This window comes from Mesorhizobium sp. M0296 (assembly GCF_040321675.1).
GTDB lineage: Bacteria > Pseudomonadota > Alphaproteobacteria > Rhizobiales > Rhizobiaceae > Mesorhizobium.
This window is the reverse complement of record NZ_JAMYRZ010000005.1, coordinates 173,288-196,192: the sequence shown is the minus strand read 5'-3', so window position 1 is coordinate 196,192 and position 22,905 is coordinate 173,288. Positions and strand designations below refer to the sequence as shown.

Genomic DNA, 22,905 nt, shown 5'->3' with positions numbered 1-22,905 from the left:
AAGGCGTATCGACGCTAAGTGCGCCGACGCATGCGCATCCCAACATCCGCGGCGACCGATTGATGTCGATAGACCGCCCACGCGCCCGACGAGGCCAGCGCCAGCTGCATCGATTGCGTCAGGTTCATTACGGCCATAATCCCGGCCCAGCGAACTCTCTCCGTTAGGGCAGCTCGGGGAGTGCTACGGCTGGATGCTCTTGGGAACATCCCGAGCGCATGATCCGGCGGCGAGGATAAACAATCTGAACCACGCGCTGCCTCCACATGATGGCGCCGGCGAACTCAACGAAGCCGTGCTGCCATTCGTGGTGAACTGGATAACACGACCTATCTTCTCGCTCGAAAATTCGGCGGCCTCGACAATCATTGCCGGGGTTACCTCGACGGATCCCTTCGCCGTCTATCCGCGTCTCATCGGCTGTCGCGCTGATCCGGATTGACAGCCACCCGCAATTAAAAGGGCCGTTTGATGCACCTAGGCCTCCCCAGCAGTATTAGTTCACAAAGCAGGTCGGCACCCCTGCGATCCGCTGGATCCGGTCAGCGTGTGCTTCGGGTTCGGGGTGCAAGATCAGGCGGTGCCATTTGCACGGATGGCGGCGAACCAACCACCACGGCAGGGGCGCCAGATTGCTCACCACGTTGGCTCTCTTCTTCGCGGCTCATACTTTGGTGAGCAGCTTGCATCTCCGGAACGGTGAAAACCGGCACCTCGCCCTTGAAACCTTGGAGCTCAAAGGCGCCCGCCTGGACGACCGGCATCGGCGCTCCTGCCGCAAAGCCGGGACCAAGCACCAGGGGGATGCCCAGCTTCTTGGTCGTCGACTCGAGCCGAGCCGTGCGGTTCACCGGCGAACCGATCGCGGTGTAATCGAAGCGCCGTTCGGAGCCGAAATTGCCTACCGAGCAGATGCCCGTCTCGATGGCGACGCCGATTGCGATGGAGGGGTGGCCGTCCGCGCTGAAGGCGGCGTCTTCACGCTTCACCCGTTCGATCAGGGCAAGCCCCGCGTCGAGCGCGCGCTCGCGATGGTCCGGCTGATCAAGCGGCGCGTTCCAGAAGGCGAGCACCGCATCGCCCATGAACTTGTCGATGGTGCCGTCGCGCTTGAGGATCTCATCGGTCGCAATGCCGAGGAAGTGGTTGACCACCTTGGCGATTTCCTGGGTATCGAGTTGTTCGCTCATCGTCGTGAAGCCGCGTATGTCGCTGAGCAGAATTGTGATCTCGCGCTTCTCGCCGGACAGGATCGCTTCGGTGTCCGAGCTTGCGAGGCGCTGCACCACGGAAGGCGATAGATACTGGGAGAATTGCCGTGCCAGGGTGGACCGGCGCTGCTCGCTGCGCCTGTAGAGGACATAGCCTTCGAAGCCGGCTACCAGGATCGTCGCCAGCGCCGGCTGCAGCGGGTCATAGAGTTTACCCTGCATGCTGTATTCGAGAGCGCCGAACACGAAGGGCGTGACGGCCAGCAGCACGAGAGCCAGGGCGCCAAGCACGACACGCCCGGCGAGCACTCCGGAAAGCCCGATGAAAATGACGGCACTGAGGACAAACCAGAGCCGCTCCACCGTACGCGCGTGCGTCGGCTCTGTCAGGTAGCGCCCGGCAAGCAACTGGCCGATTGCATCGGCGTGGATGTCCGCGCCTGGTCGCGCTGGACGCGTCGGGGTGGGCAGGTACTGCGTCAGTCCCACGGCCGACAGATCGACAATGGCGATGGCGTCCCGCAGCCGCGGATCGCCATGGCCCGAAAGGATAGTGCTGGCAGACAGGCGGGGCGTATCGGTGTTGGTTTCCCAGAGGCGGATGCTCCCCTCCGGCTCGAGCGGCACAATGGCGCCGGCCATCCTGAGTGCGTCGAACCCGGCTGCATTCATCCGGGCTATGTAACCGTCCTGTCCGGCGTAAAGGCGCAGGAGCTCGAGTGCGAAGGACGGCCACAGCTGCACGCCTTGAGCGGTGTTGCGAAGCCACAGCAGCGGCACATGGCGCAGTACGCCGTCGGGATCGGGCAAGGTGCGAATCACGCCGAGGCCCGCGGCGGCGTTCGAGAATTCGGCAAGCGAGCCGGTCAGGCCGGTGAAGCCGGGAAGTGTGTCGGGTACCTGCCCGACGATCGACCAGCCGGCTTTGGGTTCTGCTTCTGAAACCGTCGCCTCATTGCCCAGGCTGACGGCAAGCGCCGTTCGATTTTTGGCCAGTGCCGCTGCCAGGCGCTTGTCTCCGGTGATGCCCTCAGGCGAGGTGTCGGCCTCGGGCAGCACCAGCGCAAGCCCGATCACCGTGGCGCCGGATTCGGTGATACTACCGACCAGATCGGCCAGTAGGCCACGGTTCCAGGGCCATCGCCCATGTGCCTTGAGGCTGGCGTCGTCTATCGAGACGATCACGACAGGATTGCTCGTCGCCTGGCGCGGGGCCAGAAACTGGTAGAAGTCGTAGGTACGCTCACGCAGGCGCGACAGCGGCCCGTCAAAAACCAAATGGCAAGCGAGCAGCAGGAGCACGACCAGAAGGCCAGACATTTTGCGCCTGGCAGCTTGCCGCCAATCAGCCCAGCGCCAACCGGCCAGGAGGCTCATGTCGCGCGGCCGGGCCTAGTTGCAGTAGTAGTCGCAGCCCTCGCCATCGCCATCGCCATTATCCTCCATCCCGCCGCCGGCAGGTGGCGTTGGGCTGTCGGGGAACTCCATGACCACTCCCGGCAGTGCGCCATCGCTGGACTCGCAGACCTTGAGCGAGCCGCCGAGTGCCGACGCACAAAGCGCGCTTACATCCAGTCCCGGACCCGGTGCGCCTGGCAGGCCGGTGCCGGCTATCCGGTCGATGCTGTCCAATATCGGGAAGGTGTCGATTCCGCCGTAGCCGGTCAGCAGCTTGCCATCTTCCGATGTGCAGGCGTAGCCCGGGTTTGTGATGACCAGCCGTTTGCCATTGATCGTGCAGGTCATGCGGCCGGCGCGCAGAATGCCGACGGTCTGGCCGGCTGCCACCAGCACTTCGATGATGCCGCCTCTGGCTCCGAGCACCATATGCGGTGTCGCAACCTGCATGACGCCGCCTTTCGAAACCTGGCCGCCATAGAACCGGGCCAGGCCGCTGTTCATCCCGATGTCGATCTTTCCCGATCCGGAGCCCGGATTGTAGACGAATTCATCGATCGTCAGGCTGGTGTTCGGACCAATCTTGGCGCTCGATTCGTCCCGGAACACCAGCATTCCAAGACCGGTGGGATTGCTGCGCAGCTGGTCGCCGAGTTCGACGCCGGCCCCAACGTTCATTGTCCCGCCGTTGTTGCGGACGATGTTGGTCTGGTAGGCCGTCATCGACCCGACCGTCTCAGCGGCGGATGGTGCCGCGAAGGCAAGGCAGGCGATAAAAATGGCGATCTGACGGTACGGGGTCCTCATCGCGGCCTCTTTCAATTGAGCGTCAACGTATAGCTCATGAGCATTTCGAACGATTTTCGGTCGCGGTTGGCGATGTCGAAGTTGGTTTCGCGATAGGCGAGATCGACGCTGATCTTCTGCGCCTCCGTCAGCTGAAAATCGCTTTCCGAGGCAATGCGCCAGAAGTCGCTCTTGATGTTTGTGCCGATGCCGACAGACAGATCGGGAGTGTCGCTGTGGCCGGCCGAAAAGGCGATCTGGTGCGACCATGCGAAAAGATCCGGTACGTTCATCAACAGGCCGCCATAGCGGACCTCGCCCGTGTAGCTGCGGCCGATTTCGCCAGATCCGGAGGCGAAGTCATTCGACCCGACCAGGCGCAGTCCGAGCGCCTGGCCATTGCGGAAGCGGTAGCTGCCGCCTGCCTCATAGAAAACCCTGCTATCGGCGAAAATGCCTTGCGAGGGGCTTAGATCGATGTAGCCGCCGCCTGCGAAAAGCGTCGTTTCGACCGTCGGGCGCACGAGAAAGCGTCCACTGACACCGATGCCGGTTTCGTGGATATCGCTGTCGAAACGATCTGTAACGGTAAACGCCGAAAGCAGCAGGCGCAGCGAATCAATCCCACTGTTGGGCAGTCCCTTGTCCCAGGTAATCGCTGCGTCGCCGTGGATAAAAGTCTTCTCGCTACCCGGAACCGACAGGTCTTCCGTGAAAAAGCGCTGTGTCGCCGTCAACGACCCCGAAAGGACGAGAGCGTCGGCGCTTGGCGTGCCGAGGTCCCATCGCATAAAGCCTTCCGCCCGCCCATAGGGCGAGACGAAGCTGTCGTCGTCCTGCGCCCCGCCGGGCTCAAAATCGGTAAATGCGCTGAACACGCCGCCGGTCAGGGCGAGTTCCCAGGTGACGCCACGCAACGCGCGCTCGATGCGGGCGAGCAGGCGAACAGCTTCCTGCTGCTCACTTGCGGTCAGGCCGCCGACTTCGATGCCATACTGCACCTGCCGCCGGGCCAATTCATAAGAGCCGACGTGGTAGTACAGCCGGCTGGCCGCAAGCCGGGCGCGCGCATCGCGGGGATATTTGATCAGATACTGCTCGATTGAGGAGATCGCCTGATCGTATTGCCCCGCGTTGACGGCAACTGTGACGAACTGGGCGAGCGTTCCGTTGTCGGCCGGACTGGCGATGCGGGCCGAAAACGCATCGTCATAGGCCGGAAAGAGACCCTGCGCGCCGGCCGGCAATACGCCGGTACAAAGCAGCGCCGCGGCGAAGCCGAAGATAGCTGGAAACGAAGATTGCATGCCGAGAACCCACCCCAAACCCGACTAGTGCAAGGACTTAGCACGACCACAAGAAAAAAAGCGACTGAACTTTGACGAAATCGTCCGAGTTTTCAACAGCTGTTGCAGCCGCGCAACAAACCATCGGAGTTATTCCTATTCCGGCTGCGCCGGTTGTAAGAAATCTTCTCAGCGTTGCAGTAACGATTGAAGTATTCGGCACCAGCGGCAACTAAATCAAATCATCATCAGTGGCGGATCGCGCAGCCGACAAGATTAATATTGTTTGCGCGATTCTGCGCGTATCTGGTCACCGAATGAGGCTTCAAGGTCACCCACGGCTCATCCAAAGGTCTTCCGTCGCGTTGCGCAGGGTCGGAGAGCTGCCGGAAGGTGCTTATCGCGACGCGTGCGCGATGCGGCCTGGCTCTTGCTATTTCGTTGAACGCGAGGAGGTCAGCTTATCGCCCCCGACTCCCAGGGACGCGTCACCGGACGCGTCTTGCTACAGCACGAGCATGGTGGCCAGCCCCAGCATCAGGCCCATGCCTACGATATCGGTCACGGTGGTGAGAAAGATCGCCGAAGCGACCGCCGGATCGGCGCCGACCCGGCGCAGGCCCAACGGGATCAGCACGCCGGAGATTCCGGACATGAGGCACGATCCGGACATGGCAAGCAGGATCACAAGTGCCAGCATGGGCGCCTGGGCCGCCGACTCCGGTTGCCGCGACGCGTAGAACCACATCGCCGCAGCCGCCACAAGACCGACGAGCACGCCGTTGGCAATCCCGAGCGCGCCCTCCCGCATCACCAGGTGCAGCTTCGGTCGTTTGTCCACATCCCCCAGGGCAAGGCCACGCAGCGTCATAGCCAATGCCTGGCAGCCGGTGTTTCCGCTCTGCCCGGCCAACACCGGTAGAAATGCCGCTAGGGCGACGATCTTCTCGATCGTGCCTGTGAACGAACTGACCACGAAAGCGGCCATGAAGGCCGTTAGTAGGTTCAGCTGCAGCCACGGATGACGCTTCAAAAAGGCTGAAAATAGCGGCGTAAAAGAACGCTCCTCCTTCTGGACACCCACCATCTGGCCAGACTGGGCAGAAATCTCGATGATTTGCTGCTCGAACAAGCGCCAGCCGCGAACCTGCCCGAGCAGCCGGTTCTCCGCGTCCACCACCGGATAGACAGGGTAGTGACGGCGTACCGCCGCCTTGCAGGCGTCGCTCAAAGACAGACCGACGTTAAGGGCGAACGGCTTTGGCAGCATGATCTGATCGACCATCGCGTCCGGTTCGCTCAGCATCAGATCGCGCAGGACCACCAGGCCAACCAATTTATCGCCCCCGTCCGTGACGTAGAGATAAGTGAGCTCGGTCGGCACCTGGGCGCGTCTGACCGCCTCCACTGCGGCGGCAACCGTCGTCCCGACAGGAACGCTGGCGGGAATCGGGTCCATCAGTTCGACGAGCGAATCGGGGATCACGAAATCCTTGCCATCGGTATCAGGCTTGATAGGCCTCATATGCGCTGGCAAATGCTCCGCCACTTTGCGGGCGTGCCCATCCGGCAACAATTTTAGTGTGTCCCGGATGAACTCGGGAGACTCTCGGGCAAGCAATTCAGCCGCGTCATCAGGTGCTCGAGCACGCAGCGTGCGTACCAGCTTCTGAACGTCGTTCTCTTCCTTCATCTGCCGCCGCCCCCAAATTACTAGTGTCTTGCCTCTGACAGTATGACACGGATCGGATCGCTCTGTCTGGCGCGCAGTGGCCCAAGCGCCTCGATCCCGAAATCTTCGCCTCTCGGGCCCGAGTGGACCGAACCCAGACAGATCTGCGTCATTGCGTGGGTGCATACAGGCGGGCTGTAACGTCAGAGTGTCGCCGAGAATTTGACGTGTTGCGAACTTCACCGGTCTTTTGGGCTTTGCGAGCACGCCGCACCAATGAAACTTAAACCCGGAAATTCTGCAGAGGCAGGGTCTCCGGCGTTCGAATTGATTGCCTCATCCGGCGCATCTTGCCAGTTTCACCAGGTATTGACGCCACGGCCGGTTAAGATCTGCGACTGCTTGCACAGAAGGATGTGGAGCACGAGCTCCTTCGAGGACGATTTCATGACGGTCTTGCACCAAGGCAAAAACTTCGGCAAGTTCGTTGCGTCTTGGGAGAGGGCAACAACAATGAAATTATCTTGCGTAGGCATGATGCCGGTCGCGGCAATGGTGATTTGCGCAAACTCGTTCGTTCCAACCGCCGCCCGCGCTAACTCGGTTGCCTTCGATTATGGATATCAGATGGCGGCTTATTTGTTTTGCTCTCAATCGATCTATAACGACAGACGTTTTGGCGACTTTCTTGTTGAGGATGGGAATTATGACAAAACGAAAGAGTATAATCGTGGCGTTGCCGCTCTGAAAGCCGCGCTCAAAGGCCCCCACCCTAGGAAAGTGTGCTTCGATGCCGCCCGCGCCAGCGGTTGGTGGACCGACCGCTGACGGCTTTCGAACTCGGTCTTTAGTTGGTTGCTTATCGGCTTCGGCTCACCGCCAATCGGCAGGCCGTCGAAGCCGTGCAACCATGCCACGCTCGCTGTCGCGGCGCTAGCAATCCGGCTCCACGATTGACGTCCAGGGACGGATCTCGAAAGCCGGCGACTCGGATGTGCGGGGTGCGCTCTGCGAGGCGGTATCGGGTCTGGTGATCCGCTTCAAGGGCAGGGACAAGGTCAAGAGCTGGGGTGAGGCGACCGCCAAACGCTCCTGCCACCGCAGAGCCAGCGTCGCGGTGGCCCCGCAAGCTGGCGGTGATCATCATCGCCTTTGAGAACCTCTTCGCCATGGAACCGGGTCAGTTTCGGCAGACCCCGGCCGAGGTGGCGCAGACGGTTAAGGCGGTCGGCCATCCGAACTTGGTGGCGCTTATCGATTTCAGTCACGCCTATATTGAATCCACCCATCGCGGCCTGAACTTCCGCGAGCAGCTGCGGGCCATGGCGCCGGTGGCAGGGCACCTGCATGTCCATGACTCCTTCGGGCGCCCGGCAGGGCTTCCACAGAACCTATCTCCCGCAGGAGGATGCAGCGCTAGGGATAGGCGACCTGCACATGCCTCTCGGCCGGGGCGATATCGAATGGGATGACATCTTCAGTGAGCTGGCCTTCTTGCGGGGGACCGTTCTCATCATGGAAATCGGACCCCGTTATCGCAACGATCAGCCCGATTGCCTGGCCCGGGCAAAAAACCTCATCGGCTTGAACGATCGCGCTGAGCGCGGAGCGGCGGAGTAAAGGTCGAGAATTCTCGGCTGTGGTGCTGCCAATTCGACCAGAGCTGCCGAACTCGTTGCCAGCGAGCCGTTCCGCATTAGCAAGATCGACCGTAACGCGTCTTGTCGGTCCTGTTTTCGATGAGATTGTAAGAAAGAGTGCGCCTGCCGGCCTACGATACGCCGGCCAGCATTTGGTTGGCCGGTCCGTGGAGGTCGAGCGCGGGCAGGGGCCGGAAAGGTGCCAGTCGCGTACCCGTTGGCCAGCCGGGCCATCGGCTGATTTCTGCTCCATGTGATCGCATGCGTGCTCGCCAACCCAGTACCTTGGCGGCGTCCGCCAGCCCGCTTCTGACTATTCCCTTTCCGTCGCACTTATCTTGATTCCGCGCCGTTCCGCGTACTCGATCAATGCGAGTTCTATGACCGAGGTGATAGAACGCCGCTCCGCTTCTGCAAGCTGTTGCGCCAAGGCCAACACCGGCGGGTCAAGGCGGGTGGTGAACGGCTTTTTTGTCATTTTCGCTCTGCGGCTTGATATTCAGTTTCAAAAGGCGCATAGATATGCACGTGCACCGCACTTGCATCGCACGTGCGGCGGCTGGCCGGAGCGCGCCAACACTCCAGTCAGCCTGACCACAACCCAAGCTGATGGAGCTCGGATCATGGCTGATTCCGACAATACCACGACTCTGCCTTACGTCACCCGCAGGCGAGTGCTTGAGGGAACAGTCGTGGCCACCACCGCGTGGACGCTCGAAGGCAACGCGCCCGCAAGCGGCGCCGGAAGCACGAATGTGCGTTCTGATCCTGCACTGGCGCTCTGGCGGGAATGGGAGAGAGTCCACAAACAGACCGAGCGGCTTTGCCGCAAGCAGCAGCGTTTAGAGACAAGGCTTGTCGAGAGCGTCGGCTTTCCTTGTGTGACCCTCCGCGTGCCCGAAGGTGAGCAGGTGACGGTCCACTCGATCGAGAGGCTACATGAAGTGCTCGGCAAAGGGCCGGATACGGCCGCTCTCCGAGAGAAGGCCGAAACTGAGTTCGCAATGCATCAAGCACGCTGGAATGCGGCGGCCGAGGAGACAGGTTACACCGCTGCACTCAGGGCCGAACGCGAGGCTTGCGACCGGGCGAAGGATTTTCTGGAAGCCTTCTCAACCACCCACGCAACGACTCTCGCTGGCGTGGCCGGCAAGCTCGATGCCGTGTTGCGCGAAGGCGAGGCATGGGAGGAATGCTCCGAGTTCCCCTGGCCACAAATCCGTTCAGCGCTCAGCGACCTGGTGCGCATCGCCGAAGGCTTTGGTGCTGACCGGGAGCGGCGCCGAAGGATCCGTCAACCAAGCTGAAACTCTCCGCCATTCCCGATGACCGTCCGGTCAAGATCACGGCCGAACTGCCCGGCGCCGTTCATCGCGATTTCGTCGCCTATGCTGAACGGCCGCGAGACCGGACAGATAGTCGCCGATCCGGCAAGCTGATAGCGCCGATGCTGACCCGGTTCATGGCAACGGACAGAGCCTTTGCTAGAGCCCGACGAACCCTGAAGGCGGGATGACTATTCGGGTCATTGTGGCCGTCAGGACGAATACCGATCGCGCAGGAACGCGATGAAGATCGGCAGGGCAGGATTGGCGTTGTCCGGGCGCCAACGGGCAAAATTGCAGATCTGGATTGGCTTGCCCCCGATCCGCAGCTTACGGCAGACGGCACCTTCAGGAACACCGTTGGAATCTCCGTCGTGGATCAGAGCGACTCCCAGACCGTTTCCGACGAGGCGCAGAAGGATGCCCGCACTGACGTGATGTTCGACGATTGCGGGAAGCTGCACGCCATTTCCAACAGCGTCGGCGAGCAGAAATGCTTCGCCCCTGCGCACGAGCAGCGTCTCTTGGCCTAGCTCCGACCACTCGATCACGGGACGGCTTGCGAGAGGATGACTGGAAGCGAGTACGACGGCTAGGGTATCCTTCCACAATTTCAGTTCGAATGCGCCGCCAGTGGATCGGGAGGAGGAAGTGACGGTGACGTCGACCTGCGTGCCGCCCATCGCAGCCCTGGGCTCAGGATGAGAACCTTCTATCAAGCTGACGGTCACATTTGGATAACATTTCCCGAACTCAATGATTGCACCCAGCGCTCGCCCGGCGAGGATGAGTCCGTTGGAGCCGATGGAAAGCCTTTGTTGTTCATCCTTGATGCCCGTCCTGGCCAGCGTCAGAGTATTGTCCAGTTCGAGCAGCACGGAGCGAAGACGATCGAGGAAACGCTCGCCGGCCGGGGTTGGGCCAACGCCGCGGGCATGGCGATGAAATATCCTCGTTCCCATCTCGTATTCGAGATCGCGGATGCGCCGGCTGAGCGCGGTGTGATCGATCCCAGTGCGCCGTGCCGCGCGCAGAAAGCTGCCCTCCTCGGCGACTACAAGCGCATAATTGAGAGTCGCTAGTTGAATGGAGTTCCGCATCTCTGCTCGACGTCTAGGTGGCGACAAATCGCACACGTTTGAGCGCTTTTGGCCGCGGCGGGCTATCACCAAATCTCAGTATTGACTCAGATGAGGCCACCGACGCCTCTTATGAAAGAAACAACGGACGTCAGGTGGCGTGCAGCAATCTCTCGCCATCACCGGGAGCGATCCCCGAATGCGCATCGGAGTAGACGAGCTCGAATGTGTGTATGGTTTGCGCCGCCTTGACCTGAGGAGAACCTTTAAACTCGAGTGGCACTCATGGTCGGCCACGGCGCCTCGCCGTCATTTATGCTGCGTCGGTACGGTGGGTCCGCTGGCAGGGGAGGGCTCGCACGAGCCGATCAGCGATGGTAGGGCGCTCGCAGCGATGATCCCGAAGGACACTCACTCGAAAGAGACCACTCCGTTTTCGCGCTCATCTAATGGAGGGGCTCGCCCGCGAGCTCCAGGGACAATACCGGCCAAAACATCTATCTCGGAAATCCGGCGCTTGAACAAAGACGGAGCGGCGGACCGGCTCGAATTGAAGGTCCGCCGTTCCGGGTCGTTCAGATCACAAGGAACGAACCTGCTGCAAGCGACAGACCTGGAGAGAGGGTGGCGAATTGTATTTGAGCTGCGCCACCGATCCCGTCGCTGTCGAAAGAGAGCGCCCCGGTTGAGCTGTTGTAGATGATATGGTCGGAGCTGTCATGCGCGGCCGTGCCAGCAAAGAAAGCATCGGATGAAAGGCCACCCAGCTTTAGGCCGGCAAAAACCGCGTCGTCGAGTTGGATCTTGTCTTGGAGCTTGTTGAAGTCGGTGATCCTGTCGATATTGCCGGCTCCAAGAGCGCTGTTGAACACGAATGCATCATTGCCCCCGTTACCGGTCAAGATGTCGGCACCGCCGCCACCGTTGATGATGTTCGCGCCGGCATTGCCTTGGATGGTCTGGGCAAAGGCGTTGCCGGTCAGGTTGATTGCAGACGTACCGGACGGATACCTCGTGGCGAGAAGCTCGACCTCCGAGCCGGCCGCAAGCGCATAGCTCACCGTGGTGGCTATGTTGTCGCGACCGCCGCCTACCGCTTCGATCACTCTGTCGCCGACATTGTCGACATAGTAGCCGTCGTTGCCCCCATAGCCGACCATCGTATCGGCACCACCGAGGCCATTGAAGACATTGCTACCGGCATTGCCCTGGATGGTCTGGGCGAACTCGTTGCCGTTGAGGTGGATCGGCGCCGTGCCGGACGAGTTGCTGGTGGCGAGAAGCTCGATGTGCGAGCCGGCGGTAAGCGCATGGCTCACCGAAGTGATCACCTTGTCGGTGCCGCCGCCTACCGCCTCGATCGTTTTGTCGCCAGCATTGTCGACATAATAGGTGTCGTTGCCGCCATAACCGATCATGGTGTCCGCGCCGCGTCCGCCGTTGATGACATTGGCACCGGCATTGCCCTGGATGGTCTGCGTGAACTCGTTGCCGACGAGATTGATTGCGGCCGTACCGGAGGGGTTCGTGGTCGCAAGAAGCTCGACCTGCGAGCCGGCCGAAAGGACATAGCTCACCGAGGCGAGCACCTTGTCGGAGCCGCCGCCAGCGGCCTCGACCACTTTGTCGGCAGCATTGTCGACATAATAGGTGTCGTTGCCGCCATAGCCGGTCATGGTGTCGGTGCCGCCGAGGCCGTTGATGACGTTCGCGCCGGCATTGCCCTGGATGGTCTGGGCGAACTCATTGCCGGTGAGGTTGATTGCCGCCGTGCCTGATGCATTGTTGGTGGCGAGAAGCTCGATCTCGGAGCCGGCCGCAAGAGCATGACTTACGGAGGCAAGTGCTTTGTCGGTACCGCCGCCCACCGCCTCAATCTCCTTATCGCGGACGTCATCGACATAATAGGTGTCATTGCCGCCATAGCCGATCATCGTGTGGCCGCCGGCCCCGTGAAACACATCGTCGCCGCTGGTGCCATACAAGGTGTCGCTTGTGTCGACGGGAGGCGGAGCGGTCCCAGTCGTTGCGAGATTGTGCTCCCGGAAAACGGTCTGCAGTTCCGGGGAGCTCTCAAGCGCGGTGTCGCCTCGCTGCGAACCCCAAGCGTATGCGTAGTCGAAGGCGGGTGACGGAACCAGCTTGGCCCAGTGCTCCATCATGGTTTCCATCTGGGCGGCGGTGGGCACGACATATTTGCCACCCATGTCGGTGTTATACTCGCCACCTCCAAACGCCTGGTAGCCCGGAACGATTTGGCTCGTCGGGATGCCCGATGCCTGAGCGGCGGCGACGAATTTATCGATCATGTTGTAGTCGACCGGGCCATCCGTGCGGACGGGATAGACATCTATGCCGTAGTAATCGATACCCGTATTGGCGGGATTGTACGTGCCCCTAAAATCCGGATTCGCCGACGTCCCCAAGCTCATCATTGTGATGTAGGTCTTGGCGCCTGGAAAATGCTCATGGATCCAGTCGGATTCTGCCTTCAGATTTGCGGCAGAGGCGTAGGTACCCCATTGGCCGGTGGGATCCGGCTCGTCAACCAGGAAGAACCCAAATACGTTCGGATTGCCGAGGAAAGGAGTAACCTTGTCGATAAAGGATTGCGTTACTCCGTTGGCCTCGTCGAGATAGACCAAGCCTTTCATGCCCTCTGGCAGCTCGTTGACCTGGTCAACATATTGCACGCTAGCCAGATTGAATCCGGCTTTTGCAATGTCCGTGCCGGATCCGCCCGACGTGTAATGGAGAGTCGCCATCCATAATCCCTCATTTTGATTCGATAGCGCCCCGCGGATGCCTGCCTACTAGAAGGTGTATATTAGCGCCAAATCACATACCTGCACGCCCTGATAGAATGGTTGATCGGTGGCAGGGTTCTCACGTTGCGGCGAAAAATATACTTAGGGATAGTCGACATTGTGCAAAGCAAATTTATCTTCAGAGATGCCAACGTTGTTTTCCGAGAGATGATTATTGATATTTCTACTACATTCTACTTGTTACTAACAGCATAAGATAACATGATCGACGCCGTTTAAAAAAGAAAATTGAATTTTTATTAAAATTAGTTTGATGATTGGCCGGTTGCTACTAGAGAGGCGTTGGAGGCGCTGACTTATCTGAAGAAAAGCGAAAAAAAATCCGATGTTTTGGATTATAAAAAGTCTCAAACTATAAGATAGAACGCCAAGACATGGCAGAAAAACTGCTTTTTTCTACAAGATGTATTTGACTACCGGCCAATTGAGCCGACATTAAACTAAGATGCCAGCCGCATCGCGCTCTCTGCCGGAGACACCAATTTGTTGTGGACAGATACCGCAGATACCAGTCCGCGACCAAGGTGTTTGCAACTGAGATTACGACTCGGGAGATCGTCAGAATTGGAGAACTGGCTGGGGCGCCAGGATTCGAACCTGGGAATGTCGGTACCAAAAACCGATGCCTTACCACTTGGCGACGCCCCAACAGCCGGAGCCTGCCCGCTGTGCGCGCGGCCTTATAGGACGAGCCGCGAGAAAGCTCAATGCCGACATATCGACTATGCGCGACCGACCCGCCAGTTTTGCAATCGTCACTTTGAACGGACCTATTCACCCCACAGCGCCACTTCATTGCCGGCCGGATCGACGAAATGGAACCGCCTGCCGCCGGGGAATGAAAAGATGGGCTTGATGATGGTGCCGCCGGCATTTTCGACGGCGCTCAATGTTTTCTCCAGCCTTTCGGAATAGAGCAGGGGCAGCGGCTTGACCGGCGCATCTTCGCCGTCCGCCTGAAAACCGCCGTCCAGCCCTTCGGCAAAAGCTGAATAGGTCGGCCCGTAATCGGTGAACGACCATGAGAAGCTGCGCTGTAGAAAGCCTTCACGTTGTCCAGCGTTCCGCCCGTCGCCGGCACTTCCAGATAATCGAGCTTTCCGGTCATTCTCATCGTTCTGCCTTTTTGTTCGCGTTATGTTCTACAACAAAGCTTTCCAAAAAGCAAGTCTTTTCGGCGCCGCTTTTCCTTAATCGATTGTAGAGGCCGGCCGGCCTGGTCGATGCCTTGCCTTTCGCATTGCAGCATCATATCGCTCGATTTGTCAGTATTTCCAATCTCCTGCAACCTGGGAGCAAGCATGACCAAATGGGTCTACACCTTTGGCGATGGAGCGGCGGAAGGCCGTGCCGGCGACCGCAATCTGCTCGGCGGCAAGGGCGCCAATCTTGCCGAAATGTGCAGCCTGGGCCTGCCGGTGCCGCCAGGCTTCACCATCACCACCGAGGTCTGCAACGCTTATTACGCCAACGGCCACGCCTATCCGGCCTCGCTGGAAGCGGATGTTGCGGTCGCCCTCGACCACATCGGCCGGCTGACCGGGCGCCGTTTCGGCGATCCGTCGAAACTGCTTCTGGTGTCGGTTCGCTCCGGTGCCCGCGCCTCCATGCCCGGCATGATGGACACCGTGCTCAATCTCGGCCTCAACGACGAGACGGTCGAAGCCTTGGCCGCCGATTCAGGCGATCCGCGCTTTGCCTATGACAGCTACCGCCGTTTCATCCAGATGTATTCCGACGTGGTCATGGGTCTCGACCATGAGGTGTTCGAGGAAATTCTCGAAGACCAGAAGGGCGGCCTCGGCCATGAGCTCGACACCGAGCTGACAGCCATCGAATGGCAAGGCGTAATCGCGCTCTACAAGGCCAAGGTCGAGGAGGAGCTCGGCAAGCCGTTTCCGCAGGATCCGCACGAGCAGCTGTGGGGCGCCATCGGTGCGGTGTTTTCCAGCTGGATGAACAACCGCGCCATCACCTATCGGCGCCTGCACGACATTCCCGAGAGCTGGGGCACGGCGGTCAATGTCCAGGCCATGGTCTTCGGCAATATGGGCGACACCTCGGCCACCGGCGTTGCCTTCACCCGCAATCCGTCAACCGGCGAAAAGCAGCTTTATGGCGAGTTCCTGGTCAACGCCCAGGGCGAGGATGTCGTTGCCGGCATCCGTACGCCGCAGAACATCACCGAGGCGGCGCGCATTGCCGCCGGCTCCGACAAGCCGTCGCTGCAGAAGCTGATGCCGGACGCCTTCCAGGCTTTCGTCAGCATCTCCGACCGCCTGGAAAAGCATTACCGCGACATGCAGGATCTCGAATTCACCATCGAGCGCGGCAAATTGTGGATGCTGCAGACCAGGTCCGGCAAGCGCACCGCCAAGGCAGCGCTGAAGATTGCCGTCGACATGGCCAAGGACGGGCTGATCTCGAAGGAGGAGGCCGTCGCCCGCATTGATCCGGCCTCGCTCGACCAGTTGCTGCATCCGACGATCGATCCGAAAGCGGCGCGCGATATCATCGGCGTCGGCCTGCCGGCATCGCCAGGTGCTGCCACCGGCGAAATCGTGTTTTCCTCGAACGACGCCGAGGAGGCCAAGACACAAGGCCGCAAGGCGATCCTGGTGCGCATCGAGACCAGCCCCGAAGACATCCATGGCATGCATGCGGCCGAAGGCATCCTGACGACGCGCGGCGGCATGACCAGCCACGCCGCCGTTGTGGCGCGCGGCATGGGTAAGCCTTGCGTTTCGGGAGCCGGCTCGCTGCGCGTCGACTACAAGGCCGGCACGCTGATGGCGATGGGCGCGACCTTCCGCAAGGGCGATATCATCACCATCGACGGCGGCAACGGCCAGGTGCTGAAAGGCGCGGTACCGATGCTGCAGCCGGAACTCTCGGGCGATTTCGCCGCCATCATGGAGTGGGCCGACGGCGCGCGCCGCATGAAGGTGCGCACCAATGCCGAGACGCCGCTGGATGCGCGCATGGCGCGGTCCTTCGGCGCCGAGGGCATTGGGCTTTGCCGCACCGAGCACATGTTCTTCGACGGCGACCGCATCGTTGCCATGCGCGAGATGATCCTGGCCGATACCGAAAAGGACCGCCGAACGGCGCTGGCCAAGCTGTTGCCGATGCAGCGCTCGGATTTCCTCGAGCTGTTCGAGATCATGGCCGGCCTGCCGGTGACGATCCGCCTGCTCGATCCGCCGCTGCACGAATTCCTGCCGAAGACCGAGGAGGAGGTGGCCGAGGTCGCCGCCGCCATGAACGTATCGCCGGACAAGCTCCGGCGGCGCACCGAAGCGCTGCACGAGTTCAATCCGATGCTCGGCCATCGCGGCTGCCGACTTGCCGTCTCCTATCCCGAAATCGCCGAGATGCAGGCGCGCGCCATTTTCGAGGCGGCCGTCGAGGCCGGCAGGAAGGCCGGCGCGCTGGTGGTCCCGGAGATCATGGTGCCGCTGGTCGGGCTGGCGAAGGAGCTCGAATTCGTCAAGGCGCGCATCGACGCCGTCGCCAAAAGCGTGATGGAAGAGACCGGCGTCAGGATCGGTTACCTGACCGGCACGATGATCGAGCTGCCGCGCGCCGCGATCCGTGCCCAAATCATCGCCGAGGCGGCCGAATTCTTCTCCTTCGGCACCAACGATCTGACCCAGACCACCTTTGGCATCTCACGCGACGATGCGGCCTCGTTCCTCGAGACCTACCGGAAAAAAGGCATCATCGAGCAGGATCCGTTCGTGTCGCTTGACATAGACGGTGTCGGCGAGCTGGTGCGGATGGCGGCCGAAAAGGGCAGGGCGACGCGGCCCGACATCAAGCTCGGTATTTGCGGCGAGCATGGCGGCGACCCGGCCTCGATCCATTTCTGCGAAAAGGTCGGCCTCGACTATGTCTCGTGCTCGCCCTATCGGGTCCCGATTGCCAGGCTGGCCGCCGCGCAAGCGGCGGTGCAGGCTGCAAAGAACGGCCGCGGATAGGAGTTGGAGTCCACCGGCATCTGACCTTACCGATTTGTAACCGAGTTCACGCGAACGTGCGTCTGTCGGCTCCAAATCCCGACATCGTTTCTGCCCAGTTTCCGGCCCCCGAACCCGCCCCGGTGCCAGAAACAGATGTTGCAGAACCCGCCCACGCACGTCCGCTCGATTCTCATCCTCCAGACGAAATTCATCGGCGATCTTGTCCTCGCTTCCGCGCTCGCCAGAAACCTGCGCCTCCAATATCCAAAGGCCAGGATAGTGTTCCTTTGCGAGGCGAACTTTGCCAGTTTCCTGTTGGCTCATGGCATCACCTCGGACGTGGTGGCGTTCCGGCGCGTACGGATGCGTGGCACCCCTGTGCAGCGTGGTCGCGAGCTTTACGCGATGGTGCGCGCTCTGCGCCGGTTCCGGTTTGACCTGACCATCGACCTGGCCGATTCCAAAACCTCACGCATCATCGTCAGGCTCGTCAACGCCAAGACCCGCGTCGGATATGATCCTCCCGAAAAACCGTTGCGCTGGCTGGAACGCCAGCCCGCCAACGTCCTAGCCAAGCCGTTTGGCTTTGGTGGCCAGCATTATCTCTACCGCTATCTTTCGCCGCTTGAGGCGCTTGGCGTGGAGTTGCGTGCGCCGGTCCCAACGATTGAGCCGCTGCCGCTGGAGACCGCCAGGGCATTGGCGCTTCTCGACCGGCATCATCTCCGGCGTAACGCCTTCATAGCCGTTCATGCAGGAGCGAGCTTCCGGGGGCGGCAATGGCAGCCGGAACGATTTGCGCTGGCGATCGACGAGATCTCGCGGCAGACCGGGTTGGACTTCCTGCTTGTCGGCGGCCCCGATGAACGGGCATCTGCCGAGCGCATCGTCGCCAAGGCCGCTTCGCCGGTCGTCAACGTGGTCGGGGCGCTGTCGCTGGCAACGCTGCTGGCGCTCCTCGGCCAGGCACGCCTGTTTCTGGGAAACGAGAGTGGTCCGATGCACATGGCCGCCGCCGCCGGAACGCCGGTTGTCGGCCTGTTCGGCCTGACCGACCCGGCCGTCTGGGGCCCTGTCGGCGTGGCCAGTGTTACGCCGCGGCCCTCCATGCCTTGCGAGTGCATAGCCAGGGACCTGTGCCGCCGACCCGATCCGAGCAAGGCTTGCTGCGTCTGGCGACTTGAGGTCAAAGCGGTGGTCGACGCGGTGCTCGCGATCCTTTCACGTAAGGTTAAGGACGTGGAGCACGCATTGTGACCTCGCGCTTGCCAAAGGTCAGGCTGGCGGTCAAATTGCCGCTGCCGACGCTTTTGCAGGGGCATCGTCCCGATTTCCGCCTTGATGGCGGTCTTGGGGTCGCCGCTTCAACTTTGATCCGGCCGACCTGGAAATAATCGATGCGCCCGTTCCAAAAGTATTTTTGCGCCATTGCGATATGGCTGTGGGCTGTTTCTCCTGGCAACGCCCAGTTGCTCGTCGCACCGACGCTGCACATCAAGGCCGAGGCGGGCGGCGGCCGCGTCGCGCTGACGCTCGATGCGTGCGGCGGAAGGACCGACACACGGATTCTCTCGGCGCTGGTGGAAAACAAGATTCCTGCCACCATTTTCGTCACCGGCATCTGGCTGAAGCACAACGCCGCCGCCGTCGAGATCATGCAGGCGCATCCCGAACTGTTTGAATTGGAAAACCATGGCGGCCGCCATGTCCCGGCTGTAGACACGCCGCAAAAGATCTACGGCATTCGCAGTGCCGGCAGCCCGGAGGCCGTGCTGGCCGAGGTCGAATCGGGTGCTGCCGCTCTTGCCGTGACAGGTGAACCGGCGCCGAAATGGTTTCGCGGCGCAACCGCCGAATACAGCCCGTCGGCAATCGCGATGATACGCAAGCTTGGTTTCAAGATCGCCGGATTCTCGATCAACGGCGATGGCGGCTCATTGCTCGGCGCAAAAGAGACCGCCCGGCGCATTGCCGCGGCGAAGGACGGCGACGTCATCATCGCTCACATCAACCAGCCGACCCATGCGGCCGGCGAAGGCGTGGTGCAGGGACTTCTGGCGCTGAAGGCCAAGGGCCTCACCTTCGTGCGTCTCGACGATGCCGACGGCGATGAAGGCACCACCGACTGATCAGCCGGGCGTGGCCTTGATCGTCACCTTGCTTGGATAGAACGCGCCGTGATCGCGAATGTCTGACATCTCGTCGAACGGCCGCTCATAGGCCCACATCGCATCCTTGCCTGCATCGCCGGCGGGCAGCACGCTCCAATAGCTGGCATCGCCCTTATAGGGGCAATGGTTCGAGTGTTCGGTCTTGCCAAGCTGTTTGAAGTCGATGTCGCCGAACGGAATGTAGAAAACAGGCGGATAGGGAGGTTCGGTCAGCACCTTGACCTTCTTGGACGAAGCGATGATGACATCGCCAGCGCGCACCGTCACGGTGCCCTTGGAAGGCTCGACTGTGATGACCTTGCCCGGATTCTGCTGAAAGCCGGGTGACGGATTTGCGATCTGGTCCATATCGGATCTCCTTGCCTCAACCCCAAGATGTGTCTGGCAAGAGCCTTGCGCAAGACCTGCCTGCCACCAGGCGGGCGTCGCCCGCGGAGAGAAGTCTCGCCTCTTTCTTCCGCTTCCCCGAAAAACTCAGGCGGCGGCCTGGAAAGCGTCCATCAGCCCGGCATACGCGGCGGCAATGCCGGCCACCGGATTGGTGCTTTTCGAGGTGGTCTCGACCTTCAGCGCACCACCGCTGGTCGGCAAGGTGAGCAGCAGGAACTGGCGATTGCCGCCGTCGCCGACGCAGGCGGCAGCGACGTGCTGACTTTCGCCCTCGTTCTCGACGCACATCTTGAACAAGAGCGTGCCGCCGACAGCTTCGAGGGCGCCACCGACGACCTCGACGAATTCATCTTCGGAAACGGCTTTGGCGTCAGGCACCAGATCGGCCTGCGCGACGTCGGCCGCCACCAGATCGGCCAGACTTTCGGCAAGCGTATTTTCGAGGGCTTTGTCGTCGAGCTGCGCGTCCATGCGAACCTCTTTCATTCGCCAATCGCGCCCCGCCGTTAATCAACGTTAACGCCGAGCATGGCCGGATTGTGGCGAATTCGGCTTCAATTGGCTCCATGCCCCGCTCCAGCCCGATCCTGGCTGGACAATCCGCCGGTTCGTCCCACAATGGCGAAAAAATAACGGGAGGAACAAGATGCTCGGGCTGATGCAGGAATGGCCGCTGCTTTGCCATAAGCTGATCGACAATGCCGAGCGGCAGCACGGCAGCCGCGAAATCGTGTCGCGTTCGATCGAGGGGCCGATCGTGCGCAGCACATATGCCGAAATCCATGATCGTGCCCTGAAGGTCGCCGAGCGGCTCGAGCGTGACGGTTTCGGGCTTGGCGACCGCATCGCGACCCTGGCCTGGAACACCGCGCGCCACATCGAGGCCTGGTACGGCATCATGGGTGTCGGCGCCATCTATCACACGCTCAACCCGCGGCTCTTTCCCGAGCAGATCACCTGGATCATGAACAATGCCGGGGACAAGGCGATCTTCGTCGACCTGACCTTCCTGCCGCTGCTCGAAAAGATCGCCGGCGCGCTCAAGTCGCTGAAGCAGGTCATCGTGCTGACCGACAACGCGCATATGCCGGAGACTGCGCTGCCCAATGTGATCGCCTATGAAGAATGGCTTGCTGAAGCCGACGGCAACTTCGCCTGGAAGACATTCGACGAAAACACCGCCGCCGGGATGTGCTACACCTCGGGCACGACGGGCGACCCGAAAGGCGTCCTCTACAGCCATCGTTCGAACGTGCTGCACGCCATGATCGCCGCCATGCCCGACGCCATGGGCCTGTCGTCGCGCGACACCATACTGCCGGTCGTGCCGATGTTTCACGCCAACGCCTGGGGCCTTGCCCAGAGCGCGCCGATGATCGGCGCCAAGCTGGTCATGCCCGGCTGCAAGATGGATGGCGCTTCGCTCTACGAGCTGCTCGATACCGAGAAGGTGACCTTCAGCGCCGCCGTGCCGACGGTGTGGATGATGCTCCTCCAGTATCTGGAAGAGACCGGCAAGAAACTTCCCTATCTGCAGAAAGTCGTCATCGGCGGTGCGTCCTGTCCACGCGCGCTCACGACGAAGTTCCAGGACAGTTACGATGTCCAGGTCGTCCACGCCTGGGGCATGACCGAGATGTCGCCGCTCGGCACGCTGTGCACCCTGAAGCCGGATTACGCCGGGCTGAAGGGCGAGGCCCGCCTCGGCGTCCAGCAGAAACAAGGCTTTACACCGTTCGGCATCGAAATGAAGGTGACGGACGACGCCGGCAACGAACTGCCATGGGACGGCAAGACCTTCGGCCGGCTCAAGGTCCGCGGGCCGGCCGTCGCGCGCGCCTATTATGGCGGCATCGGATCCGAACAGTTCGATCAAGACGGCTGGTTCGATACTGGTGATGTCGCGCACATCGATCCCGGCGGCTACATGCAGATCACCGATCGCGCCAAGGACGTGATCAAGTCGGGGGGCGAATGGATCTCGACCATCGAGCTCGAAAACCTCGCGGTCGGCCATCCCGATGTGGCGGAGGCCGCCGCCATCGGCATTCCGCATTCGAAATGGGGCGAGCGGCCTTTGCTCGTGGTCGTGCGCAAGCCGGGCAGGGAGCCGACCAAGACGGATATTCTCGCTTTCATGGACGGCAAGGTGGCGAAGTGGTGGATGCCGGACGACGTCGCTTTTGTCGGCGAAATTCCACACACCGCTGCCGGTAAGATCCAGAAGATTACCTTGCGCCAGCAGTTCCGGGATTATCACCTGCCGACGGATTGACCGGAGATGCGGCGTCTTTTCGCCTTCAAGCCGGCGCTGAAAGGCACTATGCCTTTGTTCGGGTTGGGGCAGCGCGGAAAACAATGACGGGAATTCCCGAGCGACAAACGTCGAGGGCTGCCGGTTGGTCGCGGCGCGCCGGTGCGTTTTCGGCGATCCTGCTGCTGACCGCTCTCATCGGCCACCGCTATGACCTCGTCGAGACGCCCGCATTCCTGTGGGTGCTTGGCATTGTCGCCCTGCTGGCCGCATTTGCGCTTTTGTTCGCCGGGTTTGCCTTTGCGCGACTGTGGAATTTCGGCGATCGCGGCGGCCACGACCTGACCGCCGGCGCCTTGCTGGCGCTTCTGGTGCTCATTCCTTACGGCGTCGCAGCCTATTGGGCGGCGACCTATCCGCCGCTGCGCGACATCTCGACGGATCTGGACGACCCGCCGGTGCTCGATATTTCTACCCGGACAAAGGCTATGAACGAGCTTTTGCCGCCGACGCCCGGCGAGCAGCGGCTGCAAATCGAAGCTTATCCGCTTGTTACCGGACGCAGCTATACCTTGCCTTTCGATCGCGTTCTGGAGGCGGTCAAAACCGTGCTCGATCGGCGCGGCTGGCAGCTCACGGCGCCGTTTCCCGACGCAGCAGGGCAAAGCGACGTGACGGTCGATGCGCTGGCCAAGAGCTTGCTGCTTGGCCTTCCCGCCGATGTCGCCATCCGCGTGACCGATGACGGCGATGCGGTCATCGTCGATATGCGCTCGGCCTCGCGTTACGGCCGCCACGATCTTGGCGACAATGCGGCGCGCATCACCGATTTCCTTGCCGAACTCGACCAGGAAGTCGCCGGCCAGGTGGGCGTGGCGCCGGCGAAATGATGTCGGGAGGGTA

The 22,905-nt window shown here is 61.2% G+C and carries 17 protein-coding genes, 1 tRNA gene and 2 pseudogenes; 10 read left to right on the top strand and 10 right to left on the bottom strand.

Translation table 11 applies throughout. From position 1 onward, the window contains the following. The first annotated feature begins 193 nt into the window (after positions 1-193). Complete coding sequence (locus tag NKI97_RS07860) at positions 194-442, top strand: hypothetical protein (RefSeq protein ID WP_352699633.1); 249 nt, start codon at positions 194-196, stop codon at positions 440-442. Between the two features lie 100 nt (positions 443-542). Here NKI97_RS07860 and NKI97_RS07855 read toward each other — a convergent pair whose 3' ends face one another. The 4 genes from NKI97_RS07855 to NKI97_RS07840 form a co-directional block, all read right to left on the bottom strand. Further along, positions 543-2,513, bottom strand: coding sequence for a CHASE2 domain-containing protein (locus NKI97_RS07855; RefSeq protein ID WP_352833397.1), 1,971 nt, complete (start codon positions 2,511-2,513; stop codon positions 543-545). Positions 2,514-2,603: 90 nt separating this feature from the next. Next, the gene (locus NKI97_RS07850) at positions 2,604-3,416 is read right to left on the bottom strand and encodes a FecR family protein (RefSeq protein WP_352833394.1); all 813 of its coding nucleotides are present in this window, start codon (positions 3,414-3,416) and stop codon (positions 2,604-2,606) included. 11 nt (positions 3,417-3,427) lie between these two features. Beyond that, positions 3,428-4,702 (bottom strand): tetratricopeptide repeat protein, encoded by a 1,275-nt coding sequence (locus NKI97_RS07845; protein ID WP_352833391.1) that lies wholly within the window; start codon positions 4,700-4,702, stop codon positions 3,428-3,430. Positions 4,703-5,186: 484 nt separating this feature from the next. Further along, positions 5,187-6,374, bottom strand: a complete 1,188-nt coding sequence (locus NKI97_RS07840; RefSeq protein ID WP_352637103.1) for a magnesium transporter — start codon at positions 6,372-6,374, stop codon at positions 5,187-5,189. A gap of 426 nt (positions 6,375-6,800) precedes the next feature. On the opposite strand from NKI97_RS07840, the gene NKI97_RS07835 reads away from it, so the two are divergent. From NKI97_RS07835 to NKI97_RS07820, 4 genes and pseudogenes are all read left to right on the top strand, one after another. After that, a complete protein-coding gene (locus NKI97_RS07835) occupies positions 6,801-7,181 on the top strand; it encodes a hypothetical protein (RefSeq protein ID WP_352745381.1) in 381 nt (126 codons plus the stop codon). 109 nt (positions 7,182-7,290) lie between these two features. Continuing rightward, positions 7,291-7,825: pseudogene (locus NKI97_RS07830) on the top strand (sugar phosphate isomerase/epimerase family protein); the annotation flags it as partial. Positions 7,826-8,373: 548 nt separating this feature from the next. Next, positions 8,374-9,300: a hypothetical protein gene (locus tag NKI97_RS07825; protein WP_352833388.1), complete on the top strand. Its 927-nt coding sequence runs from the start codon at positions 8,374-8,376 to the stop codon at positions 9,298-9,300. Continuing rightward, on the top strand, positions 9,297-9,509 hold the full coding sequence (locus NKI97_RS07820; RefSeq protein WP_352745471.1) for a DUF2274 domain-containing protein: 213 nt from the start codon (positions 9,297-9,299) through the stop codon (positions 9,507-9,509). Before NKI97_RS07825 ends, NKI97_RS07820 begins: the two co-directional genes overlap by 4 nt. A 21-nt stretch (positions 9,510-9,530) precedes the next feature. On the opposite strand, the gene NKI97_RS07815 is transcribed toward NKI97_RS07820, so the two are convergent. The 4 genes and pseudogenes from NKI97_RS07815 to NKI97_RS07800 form a co-directional block, all read right to left on the bottom strand. Beyond that, positions 9,531-10,418 carry a LysR family transcriptional regulator gene (locus tag NKI97_RS07815; protein WP_352745386.1) on the bottom strand — a complete coding sequence of 296 codons (888 nt, stop codon included), beginning with the start codon at positions 10,416-10,418 and terminating at the stop codon, positions 9,531-9,533. A gap of 554 nt (positions 10,419-10,972) precedes the next feature. Continuing rightward, the gene (locus NKI97_RS07810; RefSeq protein WP_352745389.1) at positions 10,973-13,162 is read right to left on the bottom strand and encodes a calcium-binding protein; all 2,190 of its coding nucleotides are present in this window, start codon (positions 13,160-13,162) and stop codon (positions 10,973-10,975) included. A 636-nt stretch (positions 13,163-13,798) separates the two neighbouring features. Then, a tRNA-Gln gene (locus tag NKI97_RS07805) sits at positions 13,799-13,873 on the bottom strand. A 122-nt stretch (positions 13,874-13,995) separates the two neighbouring features. Continuing rightward, positions 13,996-14,339, bottom strand: a pseudogene (locus NKI97_RS07800) (VOC family protein). Between the two features lie 187 nt (positions 14,340-14,526). Between NKI97_RS07800 and ppdK the strand changes: the two are divergent. The 3 genes from ppdK to NKI97_RS07785 all read left to right on the top strand — a co-directional run bounded on the left by ppdK (position 14,527) and on the right by NKI97_RS07785 (position 19,316). Beyond that, positions 14,527-17,205 carry a pyruvate, phosphate dikinase gene (gene ppdK / locus NKI97_RS07795; RefSeq protein WP_352833385.1) on the top strand — a complete coding sequence of 893 codons (2,679 nt, stop codon included), beginning with the start codon at positions 14,527-14,529 and terminating at the stop codon, positions 17,203-17,205. 135 nt (positions 17,206-17,340) lie between these two features. Further along, positions 17,341-18,444, top strand: coding sequence for a glycosyltransferase family 9 protein (locus NKI97_RS07790; RefSeq protein WP_352745395.1), 1,104 nt, complete (start codon positions 17,341-17,343; stop codon positions 18,442-18,444). 140 nt (positions 18,445-18,584) lie between these two features. After that, positions 18,585-19,316: a polysaccharide deacetylase family protein gene (locus NKI97_RS07785; RefSeq protein ID WP_352833382.1), complete on the top strand. Its 732-nt coding sequence runs from the start codon at positions 18,585-18,587 to the stop codon at positions 19,314-19,316. Here NKI97_RS07785 and NKI97_RS07780 read toward each other — a convergent pair whose 3' ends face one another. Both NKI97_RS07780 and NKI97_RS07775 read right to left on the bottom strand, forming a co-directional pair. Beyond that, positions 19,317-19,706, bottom strand: a complete 390-nt coding sequence (locus NKI97_RS07780) for a DUF427 domain-containing protein (RefSeq protein ID WP_352833379.1) — start codon at positions 19,704-19,706, stop codon at positions 19,317-19,319. Between the two features lie 126 nt (positions 19,707-19,832). After that, complete coding sequence (locus NKI97_RS07775) at positions 19,833-20,219, bottom strand: hypothetical protein (RefSeq protein ID WP_352570751.1); 387 nt, start codon at positions 20,217-20,219, stop codon at positions 19,833-19,835. A 175-nt stretch (positions 20,220-20,394) separates the two neighbouring features. Between NKI97_RS07775 and NKI97_RS07770 the strand changes: the two genes are divergently transcribed. Next, positions 20,395-22,023: a fatty-acid--CoA ligase gene (locus NKI97_RS07770; RefSeq protein WP_352833377.1), complete on the top strand. Its 1,629-nt coding sequence runs from the start codon at positions 20,395-20,397 to the stop codon at positions 22,021-22,023. Between the two features lie 83 nt (positions 22,024-22,106). Beyond that, positions 22,107-22,892, top strand: a complete 786-nt coding sequence (locus NKI97_RS07765) for a DUF1499 domain-containing protein (RefSeq protein ID WP_352745405.1) — start codon at positions 22,107-22,109, stop codon at positions 22,890-22,892. Positions 22,893-22,905: the final 13 nt, after the last annotated feature.

Excerpts from the sequence above, each read along its gene's own strand:
- NKI97_RS07860 (WP_352699633.1), top strand. The coding sequence starts at position 194 with ATGCTCTTGGGAACATCCCGAGCGCATGATCCGGCGGCGAGGATAAAC.
- NKI97_RS07835 (WP_352745381.1), top strand. The coding sequence starts at position 6,801 with ATGACGGTCTTGCACCAAGGCAAAAACTTCGGCAAGTTCGTTGCGTCT.
- NKI97_RS07775 (WP_352570751.1), bottom strand. The coding sequence starts at position 20,219 with ATGGACGCGCAGCTCGACGACAAAGCCCTCGAAAATACGCTTGCCGAA.
- NKI97_RS07850 (WP_352833394.1), bottom strand. The coding sequence starts at position 3,416 with ATGAGGACCCCGTACCGTCAGATCGCCATTTTTATCGCCTGCCTTGCC.
- NKI97_RS07785 (WP_352833382.1), top strand. The coding sequence starts at position 18,585 with ATGCGCCCGTTCCAAAAGTATTTTTGCGCCATTGCGATATGGCTGTGG.
- NKI97_RS07770 (WP_352833377.1), top strand. The coding sequence starts at position 20,395 with ATGCTCGGGCTGATGCAGGAATGGCCGCTGCTTTGCCATAAGCTGATC.
- NKI97_RS07780 (WP_352833379.1), bottom strand. The coding sequence starts at position 19,706 with ATGGACCAGATCGCAAATCCGTCACCCGGCTTTCAGCAGAATCCGGGC.
- NKI97_RS07765 (WP_352745405.1), top strand. The coding sequence starts at position 22,107 with ATGACGGGAATTCCCGAGCGACAAACGTCGAGGGCTGCCGGTTGGTCG.
- NKI97_RS07845 (WP_352833391.1), bottom strand. The coding sequence starts at position 4,702 with ATGCAATCTTCGTTTCCAGCTATCTTCGGCTTCGCCGCGGCGCTGCTT.
- NKI97_RS07840 (WP_352637103.1), bottom strand. The coding sequence starts at position 6,374 with ATGAAGGAAGAGAACGACGTTCAGAAGCTGGTACGCACGCTGCGTGCT.
- NKI97_RS07790 (WP_352745395.1), top strand. The coding sequence starts at position 17,341 with ATGTTGCAGAACCCGCCCACGCACGTCCGCTCGATTCTCATCCTCCAG.
- NKI97_RS07815 (WP_352745386.1), bottom strand. The coding sequence starts at position 10,418 with ATGCGGAACTCCATTCAACTAGCGACTCTCAATTATGCGCTTGTAGTC.
- ppdK (WP_352833385.1), top strand. The coding sequence starts at position 14,527 with ATGACCAAATGGGTCTACACCTTTGGCGATGGAGCGGCGGAAGGCCGT.
- NKI97_RS07825 (WP_352833388.1), top strand. The coding sequence starts at position 8,374 with ATGACCGAGGTGATAGAACGCCGCTCCGCTTCTGCAAGCTGTTGCGCC.
- NKI97_RS07810 (WP_352745389.1), bottom strand. The coding sequence starts at position 13,162 with ATGGCGACTCTCCATTACACGTCGGGCGGATCCGGCACGGACATTGCA.